The following is a 20,502-nucleotide window of genomic DNA, read 5'->3' as shown; positions in this document are numbered from 1 at the left end:
TTTCAGTGATACCGATCGGATTGGAGGTCGGCCGCGACTTTCGGCCACTTGCCATCGGCTTGGGGGACAGTTTCCGCCGCATTGGCCGCGAACCAGTCGGCCGATCCTTTGTCGTAGATCAGGTAGAGCCTGCCGTCGATGATCTTGAACGCTTCCGGATCGATGTTGACCGTGGCTGACCCGTTCGTCACCTCGCCAGCGCAATAGCCGCCGTACTGAGGCGCATACTTCAGCGGGTCGCCGATGAACATTTCGCGGTGTTTGGCGTTCGCGAAATGCCATGGCGTTCCCAGCCATTCGTAGGAGAATTTCTCCGAGCCTTTCATGGCCTTGCCCTCGGTGAAATAGGCGACGGGATCGTACCCCATGATCGCCACGCCGCCGAAGTAGCCCGTATTCACTTCGTCGGCGGCGACTGTCAAAGGTATGCCGACAGCCGCCGCCACAATGAATATCGCCGCGGAACCACGAATCCGTCGTGTGGAAGCGCTTCTGGTCACTGCACTAGCCTCCCGCTCAATCGTGGATTTTCATGCACTTCGCGTGATCTTTATCGCCCAGGAGACTGGACGGAGGGCAGGTCGCGCCATGCCGTTTGAACAGCCGGACGATCTCCGTGTTGCCTTTCAAGAACGCCCGCGTAATCGGCATATAACCGTGGACCTCGGCGTGCCCGACATCGGCACCCTTGGCGAGCAGGAACTCGGCGAGCGCGAGGTGGTTTTCCTCCCCGGCAACCATCAGCGGCGTCGCGCCTGCCTTGTTGGCCACGTCGTCGAGCGTCGCGCCATGGTCGAGCAGCAATTTGGCGATCGGCAGGCTGCCGGAATAGGCGGCGGCGTGAAGTGGTGTAAAGCCGCCGGAATTTCGTGCCATGACGCCGGCCCCCTTGGCGATCAGCAATTCGGCTATCACAGGCCTGTCTGCGAGAGCGGCGTTGATGAGAGGAGTTGCCCCGTCGCGTGTCCGGGTGTCGACATCGGCACCCGCGGCGAGAGCCCGCTCGACGGCGGCCGTATCTCCAGTCGCCACGGCATCCAACAAGGGATTCCCCGCGGCGGCGATCGTCGCCGTGAAAATCAGCCCGACGGATGCCAGCAACCCACGCATGGCTGTGCCTCGAGGTTGGGAAAAAAATAGCATGGACCCGGTTTGTTGTGTAGACGGCGGCGCATCCCAAGGGCTCATGGCGAGACTACTTCGCTATTCAGACTGCACAGGTGAATTCGCCAGTTCCCGTCAGCTTCCCGTTGCCAGACGCACAGGCTTGTCCCTCGGGTCTTTCCCCCGTCCTCCGAGTAGCTGCTCAGGGTCCAAGCGGTTTGATTTGACCTTCCGGCCTGGAGAACTTTCAGCTCCTTGTCCGGCACACCGTCACGGGTCCATTCCCGGTGAAGTGCCTCGATTGCTTGCCGGCCAAGCGCTGGAGGAGCATATGGCGAGTAAAGCTGAGCATCCGACGTGAACATGGCGGCACACGCAGATGCGTCGCCAGCGCGGTAAGCGGCGGTCATACGGTCCATGAGAGCTTGGAAATCGAACAGTACGGCCACAGGTAACTCCCGAACCAGGAGGGAAAGTGCTGATCCTGAATCTATCAATGTTCCGCCAGGTTGCCGATTCCCATACTGGCGTGGACGGCCCGACGTCATTTCGGGGAGCTTCTTCTTTGCTTGAAGGCAGAACTGGCGGGGCGTACCCTCCCAGAATGCCGGACGACGACGAACCAACCCTGGTTTCTGCCGGACCCCGGGTGTTTCGTGTGATCTGGGAAACTACGGTCCCCGCTTCGAGTGTACGGGCGGCGCATGGCGGCCCAGATGCCGAGCCGTCACTGCCGCAGGTCGCTTCGATCGCGGTGCTCCCTTTCGCCACACCCTGAGCAACGATGCGGAACAGGCGTATTTCGCTGAAGGCCTTGCGGAAGACCTTATCACCGATCTTTCCAAGGTCGATGGCCTGCTGGTGATAGCCCGTCATTCGAGTTTCGCGTACAGGGGTCGGTCGATGGATTTGCGCATGATCGCCAGGGAACTGGGGGTTCGCTATCTCATCGAGGGAAGCGTGCGGCGGGCGGCCACACGGGTGCGGATCAACGCTCAGCTCATCGACGCCTCCAATGCCAGCTGTCTTTGGGCCGAACGCCTTGACCGCGACCTCGCGGATATCTTCGCCCTGCAGGACGCAGTGGTCGGCAAGGTGATCAACGCCCTTGCGCATGCCCTACCGTCGGCAAAGCCCCTTCCGAAGGGTCACCAATCTCGAGGCATTCGACCTTTTTGTTCGGGGGCGAGCGCTCGCAACGCAATCGCTACGGGAAACGAGGGCAGCCCGCCCACTCCTGGCCCGGGCCATCGAAATCGATCCGGGCTTTGCCGGGGCGCACGCCTGGCTTGCGATGAGCCATCACTCTGATTCGCTTTATTACGGGGAGCCCATAGACGAACATCGCGCCGCCGCACGCGCTGCGGCCGCGAAGCGGTCGAGATCGATCCAGAAAACGCCGACGCGCATATCGTGCTAGGCTACCTGCGGGCTTATGAGGGCGAGTTCGAAGCGGGAGTGGCCGAGTTCGAGCAGGGGGTTCGCCTCAACCCCAATCACTCCGCGGGATGGGCCCGCCTTGCCGATCTCCGGGTGTTCGAGGGGCGTGCAACTGAGCCCGTCGAATGCGCCGAGAATAGTTTTCGCCTTAACCCCTATCCCCTGGGGCGACCACTAGTCGTTTCTCGGCTGAGCGCAGTATGCCGCCGGTGGTTAGCAGGATGCTGTCGAAACGCTCCGCCATCCACAGGCGGGTGGACCTGGCTCAAAACGCAATCTCGCGGCCGCGCACGCGCAACTTGGGGAGGACCGGTGAAGCACGCGAAGTCGGGAGGGAGTTCCACTCGCAGTTTCCAAGTTTTTCGGCCCTGCAGTGGCGTAAGACGCAGCCGTTCCGCGACGATGCCGAGCGTCACATTTTATCGGTCTGCCAGAAAGAGCAACCGCGACGATGGCTAAAGCTTGCCGCCGGCCCGCGTTCCAGGCCCCGGGGCGAACTGCTGGCACAGCGTGAGGGCCAGTACTTACCTTGCGGTACCGGCGTCGCCCATTCGGGTGGGTGTGCAACTTTGAATCTTAGGTGTAAACTATACAACCTCGACTAGGGCAGGGTGAAGCGGTCACGTGCTTGGCTGCTGGTTGGAGCGCTGAGCGGAACGGCGCGATCCTGTGAGTCTCACACTTGTTTGTTGATTTCCAGCCTGCCACGGGACGGTCTTGGCAACTTCAACGTTCCCCGAGCCGACCAATAGTTTGCAAAAATTGGGAGAGCAGCAATGCAGGGAAAAGAGTCACGCCCACTTACTACGACTGAACTCATTGCACTTGATGATCGAGAGTTCCTCGAACGCGACACAAGGCCATGGGGGCATGTCAACGGCAGCGCTTTTGCGTTCTTCTCACGTGACCGTATCGCCGTCGAGGAGACGGAAGTCGAAGGCGGTTATGTGCTTCGCTCGTCTTCGCCTATGTTTCCGGGCCTTCCCCTGCTCGATGAGGAGCATGCCACGGGCGTTACGATCGCCCGAACTCTCGAAGAACGGTTGGCAGCGCGTCAGCTTCGGCATCGCGCAACGCACGGCGGTCGTTCGATCGAGGGCTTCCGCCCTGTCGGCGTTCCGCCGGCCTATCTGCCGCGCCTTTTGCCAATCGTCGGACATGAAGCCGACGGAGTGTCGGCGCGCGGCGGCCGTGTCAGGCTCTCAACGACCGTCGTCTTCACCGAGGGAGGTGGGGTTCACTCCACCATTTTCGACGGCGAGTCGCGGGACTTCCTTCGCCCGACCTTTTACCCCTATACAGCAGTCTGCAAGCTGGAGGCTTGGACCCTCGATGCCAGCGGCTCATGGGTCAACGCGGGCCGGTGGGGAAGCGGCTTCCTTGTCGGACGCCGGACCCTCATGACCTCTGGGCACGTGTTTGCTAGCGATGCCCTGGCAAGCGGCACGTTTGCGATCAAGGTGATCCCGGCCTGCTGGGCGAACACTTCGGTCTTCGGCCCGGGAATGACAACGTGGGTGAGACGCCGACGTTGGTGGCACTCGGACTCCGGCAACGATTTGCAGGTATGCCAGTTGGCCGACCCGGTCGGCGATAGCCTCGGCTACTTCGGTGCGCGAGTTTACGATGCCGATTGGGAGGACTCCGCCTACTGGACGATGGCCGGGTTCCCCTACGATCGCAGCAAATTCGCAATGTCGGTGCAACATGGCATTCGCGTCCGAGACGACGACGATGGGGACGATATCGAGCTGAATGGCGAGACCTACGACACCACGCAGATCGAGAACGATGCCGATGAGGCCTCCGGAGCCTCGGGTTCTCCGCTATTTGCGTGGTGGGGCGAGAACAATGCTTGCGCTATCGGCGTACACTCCGGCTACCAGCTGGACGGGACCGCCTCAGGCAGCGAGCGATGGTCGTGCGCAGCCGGAGGCGATGGCTTCGTCGAGATCATCCGTTGGGCCAGGCAGAACTGGGATTAGCCTGTCGCGCTGTCACCTTTGTCTGAGGTCGACCGCATCTGTTAGGTGTGCTATCGGGCTTTTTTGGCTGCTTGCGTTGCTCAAACTCGTCAGTGGTGCTTACTGCCGGAAGATATCGTCGTAGTGGACTACCAAGGTCTTGGCAGCCAATCGATAGACACTGATTTTGAATTAGACCTGTTTCGCTGTTGAGGGGAGTTGCCTCGTCGCGTGTACGGCTATCGACATCGGCAGCCGCGGCGAGAGCCTGCTCGACGGCGGACGTATCTCCAACCGCTACGGCGTCGAACTACGGATTCCCCGCGCCGGCGTTCGTCGCCGTGAAAACCAGCGCGGATGCCAGCAACCCAACCGCCGCGACCAGATGTGACTGCCCCCCATGGCGTCGACCAACCGGGAGGTAATTCGCTATTTTGCTCGCCTGAAGGCTGCCCTGCTGGAGATACTTTGCTCCAAGCTCCCTGCCGACCTTTTGCACATCGAGAGTCGTACCCTTGTAGGCCTCGGTTGAGGTGCGAGCAACGACGAGGAGGTTGTGCGAGTGAGAGAGGTCCGTCAGCCCATCAGCGATGCGGTCGCATTTCGCGTCGCCACCGAGTTAGCGAAAGGGAGTACCGCCAGCGAAGGCCGATCATTGCTGATGAGGTGAAATTGCTGTTGCCACCAGGCTGGGATGTCGAAGGCGGCAACGAGAACCGCAAGCGCTGCAGCCGCTGCGAGGCCGGTCCAGCGATGCCTCGCCAACCAGCGAGCCGGCTTAATGCGAGATTTCGGAAGGCCGTCGACTCTTACCCGATAGAGAGTGACGGGCTCGGTGATATTCTTGACGTGCTGCGAACCGATCCGCTCGATCTCTCGACTTCTCGCGCGACCTTCTCCGATACATAGACGGAGCCCGGTTCGGCGACCTGTTCAAGACGGGTGGCGATATTTACACCTTCTCCGTAGCGGTCGTCCCCTTCGACGATCACCTCGCCGAGATTGACGCCGATGCGGACTTCTATTCGATCCGAAGCGGGGACGGCGGCTTTGCGTTCGGCCAATCTTCGCTTTGGGATTGTGCGGGCCCACGGTCACATGCACGAGTGTCTTGGCCATGATTGCCTCCGTCGAATGACAGAATAGCATCCTTGGACCGCGGCGACAGACATTGCTTAGTCCGGAAAAAGGCGGATTGCTCGGCGGTGCAACGATTCCGGCTTAATGCCAATAGGGGAATTGCTGCGCCGTACCTCGCCATGGCTTCATGACAGCTTCGGTACGGAGGTAGCGTTCAATGCCCAGACCACCATCCCCGACAACTCCCACCTTTTCGATTAGCGCATTAGATGCTGTGGTGCCTGAGGGCGACACCGGGACGACACTGTTTACCTTCACCGTCACCCGAACCTCAGGCAAGGGGGCGGCACGGGTGAACTACGCGGTCACGGGTGCGCAGGCCGAGGACTTCACCGGCGGCCTCCTCCCGAGTGGCACCATCTTTTTCCGGAACGGCGAGACTTCGATAACCCTCACTATTCCAGTAGCCGGCGACACTCTCATCGAGCCGGATGAGACCTTCACCGTCACCCTCTCGAACCCGGCCGGAGGGACCATCGCCACCGGTACCGCGACTGGAACGATCCAGAATGATGATGTCGCAACGATCCAGCGTGTCAGCGTCGGCACGGCCGGAGGCCAGGCGAATGGCCATAGCGAAAACCCTTCGATCTCGGCCAACGGACGCTACGTCGCCTTCGAGTCCAATGCCAGCAACCTGGTCGCGGGGGACACGAATGGGACCAGCGACGTTTTCATATTCGATCTCGAACTCGGCACGACAACCCGCGTCAGCGTCGACTCGGCCGGCGGCCAGGCGAACGGGCAAAGCTTTAAACCCTCGATCTCCGCCGACGGACGCTACGTCGCGTTCGAGTCCGACGCCAGCAACCTTGTCGCGGGCGACACGAATGGAACCGGCGACGTTTTCGTATTCGATCTCCAGCTCGGCACAATCACGCGCGTCAGTATCGACTCCACCGGCGGTCCGGGGGAACCACCTAAGCCGCGACGCCTCTATCTCGGCCGACGGGCGCTACGTGGCGTTCCAGTCCTTAGCCAGCAACCTTGTTGCGGGCGACACGAATGGATTCCAAGACGTTTTTCTGTTCGATCTCCAGCTCTCCACGACAACCCGCGTCAGCGTTGACTCGGCCGGCGGGCAGGCGAACGGCCATAGCGGTATATCTGAGTTCCCCTCGATTTCGGCCGATGGGCGCTATGTCGCGTTCGCGTCCAGTGCCAGCAACCTGGTCGCTGGCGACACGAACGGAGTCCAGGATATCTTCGTGCGCGACCTCCAGCTCGGCACGACGACGCGCGTCAGTGTCGACTCCACCGGCGAGCAGGCGAACAACCTAAGCCGAGATGTGTCGATTTCGGCCGATGGGCGGTACGTGTCGTTCTCCTCATTTGGTGACAACCTGGTTGGGGGGATACGAATGGAGTCTTCGACGTTTTCGTGTTCGATCTCGAGCTCGGCACGACAACGCGCGTCAGTGTCGACTCGGCCGGCGGCCAGGCGAACAGCGGTAGCTTTGAATCCTCGATCTCAGCCGACGGGCGCTACGTCGCGTTCTCGTCCAACGCCAGCAATCTTGTTGCAGGCGACACGAATGAATTGGCGGACGTGTTCGTGCACGACCTTCAGCTCGGCACGACCACCCGGGTCAGCGTCGATTCGGCCGGCGAAGACGCGAACGGGAGTAGCTTTCAGTGCTCGATCTCTGCCGATGGGCGCTACGTCACGTTCATGTCCGAAGCCAGCAACCTGGTCGCGGGCGGCACGAATGGAATCCGTGACATTTTCGTAGCGGACGGTTTGGCGCAGGGGTGGTGGGTGGCATGATTGCCGCTGCAATCGCTCGGTGTGCCTGCAACGGCCGTTCGAAAGTTATGCAGACGGCCGAGCGACGCTCATCCGCTTCAAGCAATAGGTGAGGGGAGACGGAATCACTCCGCCATACCCAATCATGCGCTCATGTCCCTTTCGGTACGGAGGAATTGCCATGCCCAGACCACCAAGCTCGACAACCCCCACTTTTTCGATTAGCGCACTGGATGCCGTGAATCCTGAGGGCGACACAGGCACAACGCTGTTTACCTTCACCGTGACCCGAACCTCAAGCAAGGGGGGTGCCCGGGTCAACTACTCCGTCACGGGTGCGCAAGCGGACGACTTCAGCGGTAGTTTCTTTCCCAGCGGCACCATCTTTTTCCGGAATGGCGAGACTTCGATAAACCTCACCATCCCAGTGTCGGGCGATATGCTGGCCGAGCTGGATGAGTCCTTCGCAGTCACACTTTCCAATCCTGTGGGTGGCACGGCACTGCGACTGGCACGATACAAAACGACGACATCGCCATCCAACGTGTCGGCGTCCTCGCCGTCGGCGCTGCAATAACTCCGGACTACTATGGACTCGCGCCCGCGATCTCGGCCGACGGTCGCTACGTCGCGTTCTGCTCGTTCGCTAGCAACCTGGTCGGAGGTGACACCAACGGGTCGCCCGACATTTTCGTGTTCGACCGCGTACTCGGCACAACGACGCGCGCCAGCGAAACCTCGGCCGAGGGTGAGGCGAACGAATCCAGCCTTCTGCCTTCGATCTCGTCCGACGGGCGCTTCGTTGGGTTCACGTCGGTTGCTGACAACCTGGACCCGAGCGATATAAATCGGGCCGTCGACGTTTTTGTGCGCGATCTTGAGGCTGGTACGACCGGTCTCGTCAGCGCTGACCCTAACGGGTTCGTGGGGAGCGGCGGTAGCGCTTTCACCTCGTTCTCTGCCCACGGTCGCTACGTCGCGTTTTCCTCCGATGCCAATAACCTGGTCGCGGATGACACGAATGGAACCACCGACGTTTTCGTTCGCGACCTGCAGCTCGGCACAACGATCCGCGTCAGCGTCGACTCTGCCGGCAACCAGGCGAACAATTACAGTTATAGCGGCTCGATCTCCGCCGACGGTCGCCACGTTGCGTTCACCTCCAGTGCCAGCAACCTCGTGGCGGGCGACACGAATGGGTTTATCGACGTTTATGTCCGCGATCTTCAGCTCGGCACGACGACGCGTGTCAGCGTCGACTCGTCGGGCGATGAGGCGAACGGCGACAGCAATTTCCTTGAACTCCCCTCTATCTCCGCCGACGGACGCTACGTGGCGTTCTCCTCCGAGGCCAGCAACCTGGTCGCGGGTGACACCAACGGCGTTTCCGACATTTTCGTTCGCGATCTTCACCTCGGCACGACAACGCGCGTCAGCGTTGGCTCGGTTGGAGGACAAGCGAATGGCGGTAGCTTTGAGGCCTCGATCTCGGCCGACGGCCGCTACGTTGCGTTCTCCTCCGACGCGAGCAATCTGGTCGCGGGTGACACGAATAGCGTTGAGGACGTATTCGTATTCGATCTCCAGCGCGGAACAACGACGCGCGTCGGCGTCGCTCCGTCCGGCGGCCAGGCGAACAACGAAAGCTTTTTACCCTCGATATCTGCCGACGGCCGGCACATCGCGTTTAACTCCGTCGCCAGCAATCTAGTGGCGGATGACACAAACGGAGACGTCGATACGTTCGTTGCCGACGGACAGGTCCTGGGGTGGTGGGTAGCCTGATTGCCCCGGAACGTTCCGGCCAAGCGTCCGCAGAGCCAATGGAACCTGCCGTTAGACCCCGCCGCGAGATCGGTTCCGCAGGGATTCTAAAACCTTGGGTTTCCAGTCTTCTTGCTGGGATTGCGCATCGAGCAGAGGCGACCCATGCCGACCTTCATTCCCATCATGTTATTGCGCCGACGAGCCCGATCATGAGCCGCATGATCTACCGTCGTCTGCGTAAAATGCCGGAGGTCATCGAGGCAGTCGCTCGGAGGCTTCCTGACGTGAAGGCGTTTAATCATTGATTGTAAGCAGTTAGTGCGACAACATTTCAATATTTTTTAAGGTAGTGCTCAAATTTCTCCTGATTGTCAGGCCCATTACGCTCGGCACACCGCAACCAAGCAGCGCGATCGGCGCTGGTTTCAATGGATTCTATGTCTATGGATGCACGTCCGACGGAAAGCCCGTCAGGGCTCGAGTTCTCGCACCGCTCAAAGAGAAAGCGGCGATTGACTCAGCTTTCCGCCAAGCCACTCGAGGCAGATCATCCGAGTGGTTCGATGCGCAGAAAAGAGCGCTGACCGGGATAGAGTGGCTGAAGACGGTGGCCGACCTAGAACGACTGAGCGGGGGCAAACTGCCCAAGACAGAACCCGGCTGTGGTGGCGAGAACTATCCGCGTCGGTAAAAGTAACGCGTCCAAGAAGCGATACTGCGGCGGCTGATCTTAGCCTGACCGGCATGGGAACTCCCCTGCCGCCCAGCCGCCCTGTGGCCGACAAGGGCAGCGTTCACTGCCGCGATCTCAGGCGGCGTCGAACCATCTGCCACATCGGCGTTCATGATCAGTTAAGGGACTCGGAAGTCAGGCCCGATGCGATGTCCAGCGTCCTCAGTCGAGTCTGTTGAGCAGCGCAATCAACTGCCCCTGCCTGGAAGTATCAGTCTTCGCAAAGATAGCCCGAAGATGCGTCCTTGCGGTCTCATAGGTAACATTGCAGATGTCTGCGACATGGCTCAGTTCCTTACCTGTAGCAAGGAGGCTTGCAATTTTGGCTTCGGTTCCAGTCAAGCCAAATAGGGTACGCGCAACGCGCAGGTCATCCGGACGTTGGTTTTCATCGGGATCGACCAGAATTCCGAGCGCCCATCCCGTATTGAAGATATCCAGCAGGTTGCCACGTAGCCTGTGTATCTTCAAAACAAGATCACGCTTGCCATCACGCGCCAGCCTGATGAGACCATCACCATTCGCAGTTCCGCTTAGGCTGAGAATGGCGTTACAGGCAGCAGTTTTCACGCGCGCGCCGTCTCCGCTGCGCGGAGTCGAAATCTGCCCTTGCCTGAGGCTGATACCATGTGTGAACATGGTTTCAGCTTTGGCATTGACCCGGATAATGTTGCCCGCCCGGTCGAAAAACAGTCCTGCGACATCCACCAAATCGAACGCGTCGCGCATCGCGTCTATTTTCGCATGCGCAAGTTTCCGGGCCACCGTTCCGGCGACCGACATCTGAGTGCGAAAGCGGCGCAGGACCGCCTGCTCCTCATCGGAGAAGGGGGCATGGTTAAGTCCCCGATTGAGAAGAATGGCGTAAAGATCGTTGTCTATATTGAAGCCGACATAAGCGCCCCAAAAGAAACCATGTGGCCGCAGAAACTCCTGATAGTAAGGATCGGTCCGATATTCCTCTTCCGTTGCACAATCCTTGTCGGTCATGATTCCCTTGCGTTCCAGGGCAGGAATGCCTCTGGAACGAATACAGGTTTTGTAGAGTTCGTTTCGGAGATAGAACTCCGTCATTTCCCTAGCATTGTGGGTGGCTTCGATGGAACCGGGCACCTGAGCACGAATGGGAAGGGCGTTCGCTCCGGCAGCACCTCCCCCTTGTGCAAAAACATCCAATGCATCGTGCCAGGGCGTGATTCCGATAGATGCCTCGAAGAGCAGATCGCTAGCTTTCCCCAATAGTTCTATGTCCACGCCCACCCACCTTCGGTTGGAATTTCCTCAGCACGACTCCACGATACACTCCATTCGTAAACGGTTGTCGACATCTCCTTGAGCCTTCATGTCCGGTCGAGGAAACCGCCCTGCGGCATGCCAATTTATTACGGTGTTTCTCACGAAGTGCTATACCATCGCCACTGGTCATGGGCTTTCCTTCCGTTGTGCCGATAAAGAATAGATAAACGCAGGCAAATCAACCGAAAGTGTCGCTCGCCGCTCGGGTAAAATACCCCATTCCTGTGTTAGCCGCGTGGCCGCGACTTTCCCCTGTCGATGGTCGCCAGCCGTCTTCGCTGCCCACGATGCGGCTCCAGGGCGGTGACCGTCTTGTTCATGCCTCCGCCTCAGGGCGACCGGCGGCGAGGGGCAGCGTAGGCTCGCGCCGCACCGCCGGGGCTCAGCGGTATTCGGGCCAGGTCTGTAAAACACGATGCCACTGAGACCGGCGATGTTCCGGTCCTCAGTCGCCCGCCATTTATTTTAGTGTTCATTGGTCACGCACACACATTTGGGAGAAACTGGGCCAGGCGATCACTTGGGACGTTCGGACAGGGTGAAACAACTTAAATCCCATTGATAACAGTTCCCGTTCGACAGCGGCTGCATCACTGCGGGTGGAAACCGCGCCTGCAGGCGTCTTGTAAGCTCCAGTGAACATGCCTGTTTTTTGCCTTGGGGAAGGGCGCATGAGCCGGGGCTCCATACATCTCCTTCGCTGTCAGCCGTTAAATCGCGCAATAGCAAAGGCAAAGCGGATGGCACTCCCCTGGCCAGCATACGGAAATGACAGAGCATCGACCGACCAGACTGCGGCGTACCTTTTCCAAGGTAGCATCCTTCTCCGGGCCCAAGGCTTCGACGATAACACTCATATGTGCATCGATCCGACCCGAGCGACGATCGCCGCCAAGCGCCTTGGGCCGGGCGTCGCCCTGTTCACGCTCACGACTGCACCAGCGGCTGATACTAGCAGCGCTCACACCAGAACGTTCCGCTGCAGCCCGGTGCGACAGGCCCTGCGCGACCGCCGCCAGAACCCGAACCCGCAAATCCATCGATAAAGCCTTCGGCATGTCCGCCGCCTCCACACGGCGGACGCCTATGAATCAGACCAAAGCTGAATTGCATAGCCAAACCGATTCAATCAGATCGGGTTCCGCTCTAGCGAACAAAGAGAACTCTACCCCAACTGGGGTAGGCGGAGCAGGTCACGGTCATGCTATGCCTAAACAGGATTGTGGCTGTTGGGTCTGGCGACGGGGCTGCTTATGAAAATACTGAACATCGTTTTTATTCTGGCGGCAAGCTTGCTCCCGTGGCCGGTACAAGCCAACACAAGTTGTGACCGGCTGGACCGCTACTTACAGGAACAATATCCGACAAGCTATGCACAGCGCAGACACGGCGTGCTCTGGGAGGGGTGGGATAACTACCGACCTGATTTTCCAGGATGCACCCTGTCATACAAAGAATACTATGGTCTCTTGAACAATGGCGCCTCAAAAAAAGCGAAAACCACGGCCCGCAAGGAGATCGGCTATGGCACCCCCGCAGCGACAGGTCCCGTTGAAAAGGCAAATGTTGATCCTAACCCTGGGTGGGCCGACAAAACCAAGGAGCGGATTCTCACGGGCAAGCATGGCGAGGAAATCTTCGTCAACCAGAACCCAAATCGTTTTGCTCCCTATGGATCGTCGGACTGTGCGGAGATCAAGCCCGCGGCAAACCGCGGCAAGCTCGACTGGGACTGGGTTGTGGTCAGAAACAAGTGCTCATATCCCATCAAGGTGCTGACCTGCTACTACGACACGGGCCACGACGACGATTGCAGTCTAGCTTCTAATCGCTGGGGACTTTCTAGCGTCATTAAACCCGGCGGAACCGAGAATAGCGTCGCCACTTCCCAAAAATGGCCGTGGCACGTGAAAGTGATAGTCTGCGACGTGCGCGAGAAGAAAAATCTCCTATGCGTACGGCCGAAATCCAAATCCTGAAACAGGTATCCGCTTTCAATGGACGTTAAAGATGGGACATACATCTGGAATTCTGACGGCAATCGCAACGCTGGGCCTGATCTCGATCACCGAAGTCGCGTTCGCCGAAAGTGTAGAGCCGCAAGGAGCTATCGGGACGCAGTCGGCGGTTGGGGATGAGGCGACGGTGGATACAGAAACTCCTTCTCGGGAGGGTGCTGGCAATCATGTTGCGGATTGTGACCGTCTTGCTGCCGATCCTGACGACAAGCAAAAGCCTGCCGCGGTGGTGGGCGCGCGGATCGTCGGTTCAGAGGCTGTTGCCGCCTGTGTCGCCGCGGTTGCGACTAACCCGGACAGTGCGCGGCTGCACTATCAGGCCGGAAGGTCATATTTAGCGGAGAATGACTACGCGAATGCGTTCCTGCATACCGAGCGGGCAAGCAATCTCGGAAGCGTCAGGGCGGCCTGGCAGCTCGGGGACTTGTATTATAACGGCCGTGGAGTCACCGAAGACAAGGCAAAAGCGCATGCACTCTACCTGAAGGCCGCCAGCGCCGGTGACGTCACAGCTGTGTGGGCGGTCGGTCTGGATTATCAAGAAGGTTCGGGGGTTGAGAAGGATATCGACGAGGCGATCCGCTGGTTCGCGAGCGTGGAATCAGGCCTGACATACCGAGCACTCGGACAGCTCTATTGGTGGGAACTCGAAAATTTTGCGGTTGCTCTGAAATGGTACCGAAAGGCGAGCGAACTCGGAGACTCGAGGGCGCGTCGGTCAATCGGCCACGCTTATGCACGGGGAGAAGGCGTTCCGCAGGACTATGCAGAGGCACTAAAATGGTATGAGTTCGCGGTTGGGGAACTGCCGGACGTAGCGAACGCCATCGGCGATCTTTATTACACCGGAAAGGGCATGCCTCAGGACTACGAGAAGGCGCGAAGGTGGTATGAACAGGGTGCGGAGCGAGGCGATGGGTTGGCGATGGCGAATCTCGGTACCGTGTATCGTTATGGAAAGGGTGTCCCGCAGGACCAGGCTGCTGCAATCAACTGGTTCAAGAAGGCGGCCCATCTTGGCGAGGTTGATGGCATGATGAGTCTCGGGTCTATCTACTTGGACGGTGAAGGTGTTCCGAAGGATATTCCCGAAGCCATAACATGGTACCGAATGGCCGCCGAGAAGGGGAAGGCGCTCGCATATAATCAGGTCGGATGGGCGTATCAGCAATTGTCCGACTACAAGGCTGCTCTCGAATGGTACAAGAAGGGAGCCGACGCTGGACAGACCCGCGCCATGAGGAACATCGGTTGGATGTACCAGAATGGACAAGGATTAAGGCGGAACGGAAAGGAGGCCCTATCGTGGTACAAAAAGGCTGCCGATAAGGGGGATGCCAGGGCAATGAACGACCTCGGCGTGCTGTATGGAAGCGGAGTGGGTGTCGAGAGAAACTATAGGGAGGCAGGGCTGTGGTACGAAAAGGCTGCAGCAGCCGATTACGGATACGCGAACATGAACCTCGCTGTGCTCTTCTCGCGGGGACTCGGTGTGAATAGGGACTTAAAACTGGCTGTCGATCTTCTCGAGGTGGCGCTTAGAGAAGACGAATATGCGGTCAAAGATTTCAAAAGCGGATGGAAAAACTGGACACCCGAGTTCCTCAAGGCGTTTCAGGGCAGGTTGGCTGAACGGGGTTACTATAACGGAGCGCTGGACGGTGAGTACGGCTCCGGGACCCTTGCCGCGATCGATGCCATGTACTCGAACAGCCACTAGCATTATGGCTGCGGCATGGCGGTGATCATCGGATACACAAGTGATTTTGTCGCAAAGGAACGGTCGGCCCGATAAACCCCGGAAAAAGGGAAATCACGGCGACGCCAACCAAATACGACATTCATATAGGGTCTGTTCCTAAAATGACTGGAAGCGTTGTGCCTGTAGCGTTCGGTGACGCTTGAACAGGATAGGGCCACGCTCATCAAAGCCATCCGTGCGGCCAGCCTCGTGATCTAGCCTCGCGGATGCGGCGGTTCTAACGCGCAATGACGCATAGACATTCATAAAGGACAGCGAATGAACCCCGCGTGGACAGCAGTGGTTGCTATTTCCTCGATAATTCTTTTGCCCTGGTCTTCCCTGGCTGCAGAGTGCGACTTCCAGAAGCCTATAGGCAGTTGCAAGGGCCGCATAACGCTGGATAGGACGGGCGGGTCCAAACCGAGCTATTCCGCGGAGATAACAGTACGCAGCTCGGCCGCATCCTGCTCCAAGGTGGAGTACTACTTGGACAACACGCCGCACTCGACAGTTTTTAAGAACAACAGCTCTGCCCATGAGAGCCTCTTCGGCACGAGGCCGATTACCAAGAAGAACATTCAGATCGAACGATGCACCCGGTATGCCGAGGTATCGGCGGATGCCAAGCGGGATTCTGCATCCGGACCCGAGTTCTTCCGGGGTCATTGGTCTGGGTCGGCAGGTATCCTCGTTTTCCGCGGCCCGGTCGAAGTGACGATCAACAGCATAAGCGGAAACCGCGCTTCCGGTTTCACGTACTTCCCGCGCGACGGCTCTCGGGAGGAGATCGACGGAACGATCAATGGCAATTCGCTCAGTTACAGCTATACCAGCGAACTGGGAACCACGCACGTGACGCTGACAAGGAACGGGCCGAACAGCCTTGCCTATCGAGGCGTAGATAGCGCCGTGATCACAGGAGCCTTGACCCGACGCTAGACGGAGAGGAGTGACGCTAAACGTGGCCTCCCGCCATCTCTGGCTTCACCCAAACCGAGCGCGGAAAATCCCATCCAGGGTGTTGCGTGTCTGAGAGCTCCGGGAGCGGGCAAAGCCCTCGCAATTGGAGTATGCGTCGCGCGTTGCCGCCGTGATATCCCCGTCTTGCGTAGGAGCAAATTCATGCCGCGAAGTACAACCACGACGCTGAAGCTCGGATCGATAAGTCACAATGAAGATGTAATAAAGTCCTTCATCGCAACCTACGGGATTAGTCGCAGCGAAGCCATCATCATGGCAGGTCGGGAAACACCCAAGGAACGTCTCAGGACCTACTTGGAGTGGCTGGCCGGACAAAAGCAGCCTGAGAGACTGCGCCGGTAGCTGTTTTGGACAGCGAGCTTTAGCTATGAACGGGGAGAAGTCCTCGCCGTCGAAGGATGCATTAAGGCACGCATTGTGGAAGATCAACGAGGTTAAGTCGGGTCAGCAGAGCCGCGAGCTCAGCCTGCCGCCTTGTATTCGTCTTGCTGAAGATATTCCGTAGGTGGGTACGTGCGGTCTCGTACGATATCGCTCGGTCCTGCGCTATCCGCTGCAGGGTCACTCCTTGAGAGATCATCGTTGCTATGATCGCTTCAGTGGCTGTTAGGCCGAAGAGTTGACGAAGCTGTTCCTGGTTTTGCCTCTGCTCCCGCCCAATATCCTCTATTAGACAAGCGCCGACCGAATGCGAGAAGAAATCCGGCAGATTGCCTCCAAGACGCTGTATCCGCAGAATCATCGGTCGCAAGCCGTCTCGTGGAATTGAGAGTGAGCCTGGAGGCCCATCGGGCTTCAGCCACTTCTCCGTCGTCACCGAGCGCATTCGTTTTTGGATCGCTGTGCTTATTCCGGGAACACGGGAACAAATGATGCGGTTGCTTACATAAGGGCCGCGAAGCAAAAGAAGACCAAAGACGACGGCCGCGCACCCTATGCCGATGGCAAATGCGCCTTCTTAAAGCAGAGAAGCAGGTCCAAGATCGACTGGGACTACGTCACCATCAAAAACCGCTGCAACTTCCCCATCCAGGTCCTCACCTGTTACTACATGAAAGGCGAGGAAGGGAAATGCGATCCAAGCCGCAAATCATCATGGGGAACGTCAGACATGATAAAAGCCGGAGGGCAGACGGCCGGCGTATCATCGACAAAATCCTGGCCGTTCCTAGTGAAATACTTCGTCTGCGACATGACCGCGGTGAAAAATCATAGCAAGCTCTGTCTTCTCCCGAAGACATGAATCTGCTGAGACGGGCAGGGGCAGTCTTTTAAACCGAAGACACAATGCCGCGCTCCAGCAGCAGCGGATAAGCACCAAACAATTTTCAGCATCAATCACTTTAAGACGGGGCCCGAGACAGAGCGGGCTCTGTTTGTTATTGGCGAGGTACACCCGTACCGCTTTTCAGGAAGCACTTATCATTCCATTCGTCTAAGAGTGGGCAACGCACTCACCGGAATCGCTTCAGGTCCAGCGAAAATACACCGGATGATCCAGGTCCTAGCGCAGTGTCTCGTAATGACAAGCGGCAAATCCGCCTCTTCTGGTTCGCTCACCCAATCGAGTGTGAGACTCCGTGCAAGGCGGCTGCGTCGCAGCGCTTGGGACCTAGCCGCAGGTTCCGTTCATGGTTTCATGCGGCCAGGCTTTGCTGTTCGGCCAGATGCCTCTTCGCCCACTCGACCTGCTCAGTCCGACCTTGAGTAGTCATTGCAGGGCCTCTTTCGCCCGTTGCAATTAATTTGATTTTTTCGGCTTTACTTGTTTTCGTTGGGAATGAACGGTTGAAGTTGATGCTCTCATGGTCACGTGGTCAATGTCGGCGTACGGTGCTCAAAAGCAACGGAGCAGAGGGCCTTCGAAAAAGCGATGTGGCCTCGACTTGCTCCCAAGCTGGTGAAGGCGCGGCGGTGTTAAGTGAGGCTCCCCACGTAAACGCCGGAGCGGGCTGTTGCTGCTTCAAGTGCCGACGTCCTAAAGAACGAAGTCAGAGCTAACCAGTTTGAACGCACCACTCAAATGGATCGATAGGTCAGCAATCTTGTCTCCGTTTACGTCGGCATAAACGTACGTATCGGTCGCCGTTGATGTGTAACGCAGTTCGCCGCTAACGCCAGAGAACCCGGCCGTACCCTTGTACGCAAACGCTTGGTTGCCTGTGAGTTTCGTGTTCGCGTCAATCGTCGACAGGTCAATCCGGTCACCCTCGGCATGGCTGAATCCAAAGATGGAGTCCCGTCCGGTCGAAGCCGGCGTGCTTTCAGCTGTCAGGTTGAAGTCGAAGCGATCGGCACCCGCCTCGCCGTATAGATCGTCCGCGCCGACACCGCCGATCAGAACGTCGTTTTCGGTACCGCCCTTGAGGATATCGTCTCCAGCACCGCCATCGAGCGTATCGCTCCCCCCGTGGCTATAGAGGCGATCATTGCCGGTTTGACCGTAAAGCCGATCGTTACCGAGAAAGCCCTGAAGAAAGTTTGCACTGCCGTCGCCCGTGAGCGTGTCCGAGAAGTCACTGCCCCAGACTCTCTCGAAAAGGATGAACTGGTCTCCTTGGGCGTCTCCTCCCCATGCAAATCCGGTCGTTAGATTGATTTGGACGCCCGCATCCGACGCTCGATAGCTTAGAGTATCGGCACCCATTCCACCGTCCAGATAGTCGCCGCCTTCTCCGCCGGCGACCACGTCGTCCCCGGCATCGCCAAACAACTCGTTAAAATTGCCGTTCCCGGTGAGGTTGTCGTTGTATGCGCTGCCCTGAACGTCCTCGATCGAGCGATATGTGTCACCCTCCGCGGCACCGCCGGACCCAATACCGGTCATTAGGTTAACGGTAACACCGGCAAAGCTGTTGTTGTAATCAACGAGGTCCTGGCCGCGGCCGCCATCCAGAATATCGGAGGCGAAACTAGCGAAAAAAAGGTCATCGCCAGTGCCCCCGAAGGCACGCTTGATCTCGTTTGAGCTGATGGAACTCAGATAGAAGGTGTCGTCACCGCCGTCACCATAGAGCCAATCAAACCCAGAACCGGACGAGAGAACGTCACCTCCTTCGCCCCCCCAAAGCGTATCGTCGCCGCTACCTCCCGACAGGTTGTCCAGTCCGTCGTCTCCGGAAAGAAAATCGTTTCCGTCGTCTCCGAAAATCGTGTCGGCGAGACTTCCCCCGTACAACGAGTCGTTCCCGTCAAAGCCGCGGATGAAGTTGTATTCGTTGTCGACGCCTGAAAGAACGTCGTCCGCATTGGTTCCATTAATGCTTGCCATATCGAGCCCCCTTTAAACGATGCCTACGAAACTCAATCAGTGGAATGCTCCGGCGCGCGTCCCCCAAACGGGGGAGGAACGGCAGAAAAATTCGAATTCATCCCGGGCGCTAAGGTGCAGCGAACGAGTTCTTTAAGTTGGAGTACAACTGCAGATGGGCGTGGAGGACAGAAGCAGCAATCCTAGCGACCCTGGACAAGTATACCGATCGAGTTCGCCAGCTCTGCTCATTTCGAGGGCCGTTGATTGACTGGTCCACAAGACGCCGACTGTTCCGCGACTCGCAGCGAAGAGCGATCCCAAAGCGAAGAAGCAGCTCGGCTTACGCCCCGCATGTTCGTAGCTGCCGTCGTCTCCGCCTTCGCAGGTTCTGCCAGCGGCCATGGAGAGATGGCGGCGCAAGCTGAAGAACGCGCCGGACGGCGATCGACCGGACGCTTACGGATCAGCGGGCTTCATAGGTGGTGCAATCGAAAATCTTGATGCTTTTCTTTGAAATCGGCTTAGTGCCGAAAACGCTTTCTTCGGCTGAATTCACAAGCTTGAGAACTGTCTGATGCGGTGTGTTGTCCAGGTAGAATTCCACCTTTGAACATGTGGGGGCCGAACTGCTGACCAGAAGTTCGGCAGAGTAGCTGCCCTTACCACCGGTGGTGCTCTGTATACGAATTGTCCCTTTGCATGACCCCGTGCGTTTCTGAAAATCACACTCGGTAGCGGACGACTCGGACCCGGGTGACAGGCCCAACTGTCTTTCCTCAGAGCACTTCCATACCTTTTCCATCCAGGTAATGTCTGTGTACGGACCAAACTGTGCCTCGATCTCGCGGTAGCAAGCCTGATAGATGTCTTCCCGGCGATCAGCCGAGGCATTCTCTACTCTAACAACGGTCAAAGACGCCAGAGTGCTGGCTATAGTCAAGGCGCATCTTAATACCATCTTCTTCATCGTCTACTTCTCCACTTTCTGCGGACCATAGGTGAGGGGGTAATAGTTGGGATGTGTGATGGTGAAATCCCCCGTTTGGAGGAGGCCGTGGCTGTCCAAGGATTGTGGAGTCAGCTTCGGACTATCTGCGGTGTTCACCGGATGGATATCCGTTCGTCACTCATCGCACGTTCCCTCGCGAAGCACCGCCGCCGGCGGCCATTAACCGTGCCCAAATCTGTGGAACTTGCACGCGGTTGTCATTGTTCTCTGTTTGTTCTTATACTATTTGGCGGCCATGGTCGAGACAATCGGTGAAGCTTTCAGCCTGGGATGGCAGCTAACGGCGCGGTGCGCGTATGGCAATCG

At 58.3% G+C, this 20,502-nt stretch carries 18 protein-coding genes and 2 pseudogenes; 9 read left to right on the top strand and 11 right to left on the bottom strand.

The genetic code is table 11. The features are described from left to right. Positions 1-2: 2 nt before the first annotated feature. From J2Z31_RS08665 to J2Z31_RS29170, 3 genes are all read right to left on the bottom strand, one after another. The gene (locus tag J2Z31_RS08665; RefSeq protein ID WP_328243261.1) at positions 3-500 is read right to left on the bottom strand and encodes a YHS domain-containing (seleno)protein; all 498 of its coding nucleotides are present in this window, start codon (positions 498-500) and stop codon (positions 3-5) included. Positions 501-516: 16 nt separating this feature from the next. Next, positions 517-1,110: an ankyrin repeat domain-containing protein gene (locus tag J2Z31_RS08660; RefSeq protein WP_209601499.1), complete on the bottom strand. Its 594-nt coding sequence runs from the start codon at positions 1,108-1,110 to the stop codon at positions 517-519. Positions 1,111-1,184: 74 nt separating this feature from the next. Further along, positions 1,185-1,523: a YybH family protein gene (locus J2Z31_RS29170; protein ID WP_268828449.1), complete on the bottom strand. Its 339-nt coding sequence runs from the start codon at positions 1,521-1,523 to the stop codon at positions 1,185-1,187. A 1,797-nt stretch (positions 1,524-3,320) separates the two neighbouring features. On the opposite strand from J2Z31_RS29170, the gene J2Z31_RS08650 reads away from it, so the two are divergent. Further along, positions 3,321-4,529, top strand: a complete 1,209-nt coding sequence (locus J2Z31_RS08650) for a trypsin-like serine peptidase (protein WP_209601497.1) — start codon at positions 3,321-3,323, stop codon at positions 4,527-4,529. A gap of 190 nt (positions 4,530-4,719) precedes the next feature. On the opposite strand, the pseudogene J2Z31_RS29165 reads toward J2Z31_RS08650, so the two are convergent. The 3 genes and pseudogenes from J2Z31_RS29165 to J2Z31_RS08640 form a co-directional block, all read right to left on the bottom strand. After that, positions 4,720-4,893: pseudogene (locus J2Z31_RS29165) on the bottom strand (ankyrin repeat domain-containing protein); the annotation flags it as partial. Between the two features lie 191 nt (positions 4,894-5,084). Next, complete coding sequence (locus J2Z31_RS08645; RefSeq protein WP_209601496.1) at positions 5,085-5,273, bottom strand: hypothetical protein; 189 nt, start codon at positions 5,271-5,273, stop codon at positions 5,085-5,087. 44 nt (positions 5,274-5,317) lie between these two features. Continuing rightward, positions 5,318-5,572, bottom strand: coding sequence for an adenylate/guanylate cyclase domain-containing protein (locus tag J2Z31_RS08640; RefSeq protein WP_209601495.1), 255 nt, complete (start codon positions 5,570-5,572; stop codon positions 5,318-5,320). A gap of 293 nt (positions 5,573-5,865) precedes the next feature. On the opposite strand from J2Z31_RS08640, the gene J2Z31_RS08635 reads away from it, so the two are divergent. The 4 genes from J2Z31_RS08635 (at position 5,866) to J2Z31_RS08615 (ending at position 9,180) form a co-directional block, all read left to right on the top strand. Continuing rightward, the gene (locus J2Z31_RS08635) at positions 5,866-6,717 is read left to right on the top strand and encodes a Calx-beta domain-containing protein (protein ID WP_209601494.1); all 852 of its coding nucleotides are present in this window, start codon (positions 5,866-5,868) and stop codon (positions 6,715-6,717) included. A 312-nt stretch (positions 6,718-7,029) separates the two neighbouring features. Further along, positions 7,030-7,416, top strand: a complete 387-nt coding sequence (locus tag J2Z31_RS08630; RefSeq protein ID WP_209601493.1) for a PD40 domain-containing protein — start codon at positions 7,030-7,032, stop codon at positions 7,414-7,416. A gap of 160 nt (positions 7,417-7,576) precedes the next feature. After that, a complete protein-coding gene (locus tag J2Z31_RS08625) occupies positions 7,577-7,972 on the top strand; it encodes a Calx-beta domain-containing protein (RefSeq protein WP_209601492.1) in 396 nt (131 codons plus the stop codon). Positions 7,973-8,262: 290 nt separating this feature from the next. Then, a complete protein-coding gene (locus tag J2Z31_RS08615) occupies positions 8,263-9,180 on the top strand; it encodes a TolB family protein (protein ID WP_209601491.1) in 918 nt (305 codons plus the stop codon). A gap of 877 nt (positions 9,181-10,057) precedes the next feature. Here J2Z31_RS08615 and J2Z31_RS29730 read toward each other — a convergent pair. Continuing rightward, on the bottom strand, positions 10,058-11,149 hold the full coding sequence (locus J2Z31_RS29730) for a helix-turn-helix transcriptional regulator (protein WP_209601490.1): 1,092 nt from the start codon (positions 11,147-11,149) through the stop codon (positions 10,058-10,060). An 821-nt stretch (positions 11,150-11,970) separates the two neighbouring features. After that, positions 11,971-12,249: pseudogene (locus tag J2Z31_RS08605) on the bottom strand (helix-turn-helix domain-containing protein); the annotation flags it as partial. Between the two features lie 195 nt (positions 12,250-12,444). On the opposite strand from J2Z31_RS08605, the gene J2Z31_RS08600 reads away from it, so the two are divergent. The 3 genes from J2Z31_RS08600 to J2Z31_RS08590 all read left to right on the top strand — a co-directional run bounded on the left by J2Z31_RS08600 (position 12,445) and on the right by J2Z31_RS08590 (position 15,892). Beyond that, positions 12,445-13,170: a hypothetical protein gene (locus J2Z31_RS08600; protein WP_209601489.1), complete on the top strand. Its 726-nt coding sequence runs from the start codon at positions 12,445-12,447 to the stop codon at positions 13,168-13,170. Positions 13,171-13,201: 31 nt separating this feature from the next. Continuing rightward, complete coding sequence (locus J2Z31_RS08595) at positions 13,202-14,929, top strand: SEL1-like repeat protein (protein WP_209601488.1); 1,728 nt, start codon at positions 13,202-13,204, stop codon at positions 14,927-14,929. Positions 14,930-15,439: 510 nt separating this feature from the next. Beyond that, positions 15,440-15,892: a hypothetical protein gene (locus J2Z31_RS08590; RefSeq protein ID WP_209601487.1), complete on the top strand. Its 453-nt coding sequence runs from the start codon at positions 15,440-15,442 to the stop codon at positions 15,890-15,892. 445 nt (positions 15,893-16,337) lie between these two features. Here the strand turns inward: J2Z31_RS08590 and J2Z31_RS29920 are convergent, their stop codons facing one another. Next, on the bottom strand, positions 16,338-16,676 hold the full coding sequence (locus J2Z31_RS29920; protein WP_209601486.1) for a helix-turn-helix transcriptional regulator: 339 nt from the start codon (positions 16,674-16,676) through the stop codon (positions 16,338-16,340). A gap of 90 nt (positions 16,677-16,766) precedes the next feature. Here J2Z31_RS29920 and J2Z31_RS08580 point away from each other — a divergent pair, with 90 nt between their 5' ends. Further along, the gene (locus J2Z31_RS08580) at positions 16,767-17,177 is read left to right on the top strand and encodes a hypothetical protein (protein ID WP_209601485.1); all 411 of its coding nucleotides are present in this window, start codon (positions 16,767-16,769) and stop codon (positions 17,175-17,177) included. Positions 17,178-17,912: 735 nt separating this feature from the next. On the opposite strand, the gene J2Z31_RS08575 is transcribed toward J2Z31_RS08580, so the two are convergent. Further along, a complete protein-coding gene (locus tag J2Z31_RS08575) occupies positions 17,913-19,205 on the bottom strand; it encodes a calcium-binding protein (RefSeq protein WP_209601484.1) in 1,293 nt (430 codons plus the stop codon). 445 nt (positions 19,206-19,650) lie between these two features. Next, positions 19,651-20,154: a hypothetical protein gene (locus tag J2Z31_RS08570; protein WP_209601483.1), complete on the bottom strand. Its 504-nt coding sequence runs from the start codon at positions 20,152-20,154 to the stop codon at positions 19,651-19,653. Positions 20,155-20,502 lie beyond the last annotated feature (348 nt).

The sequence above is a fragment of the Sinorhizobium kostiense genome (assembly GCF_017874595.1).
In the GTDB taxonomy this organism is placed as follows: domain Bacteria; phylum Pseudomonadota; class Alphaproteobacteria; order Rhizobiales; family Rhizobiaceae; genus Sinorhizobium; species Sinorhizobium kostiense.
This window is presented reverse-complemented; position numbering and strand designations above follow the sequence as displayed.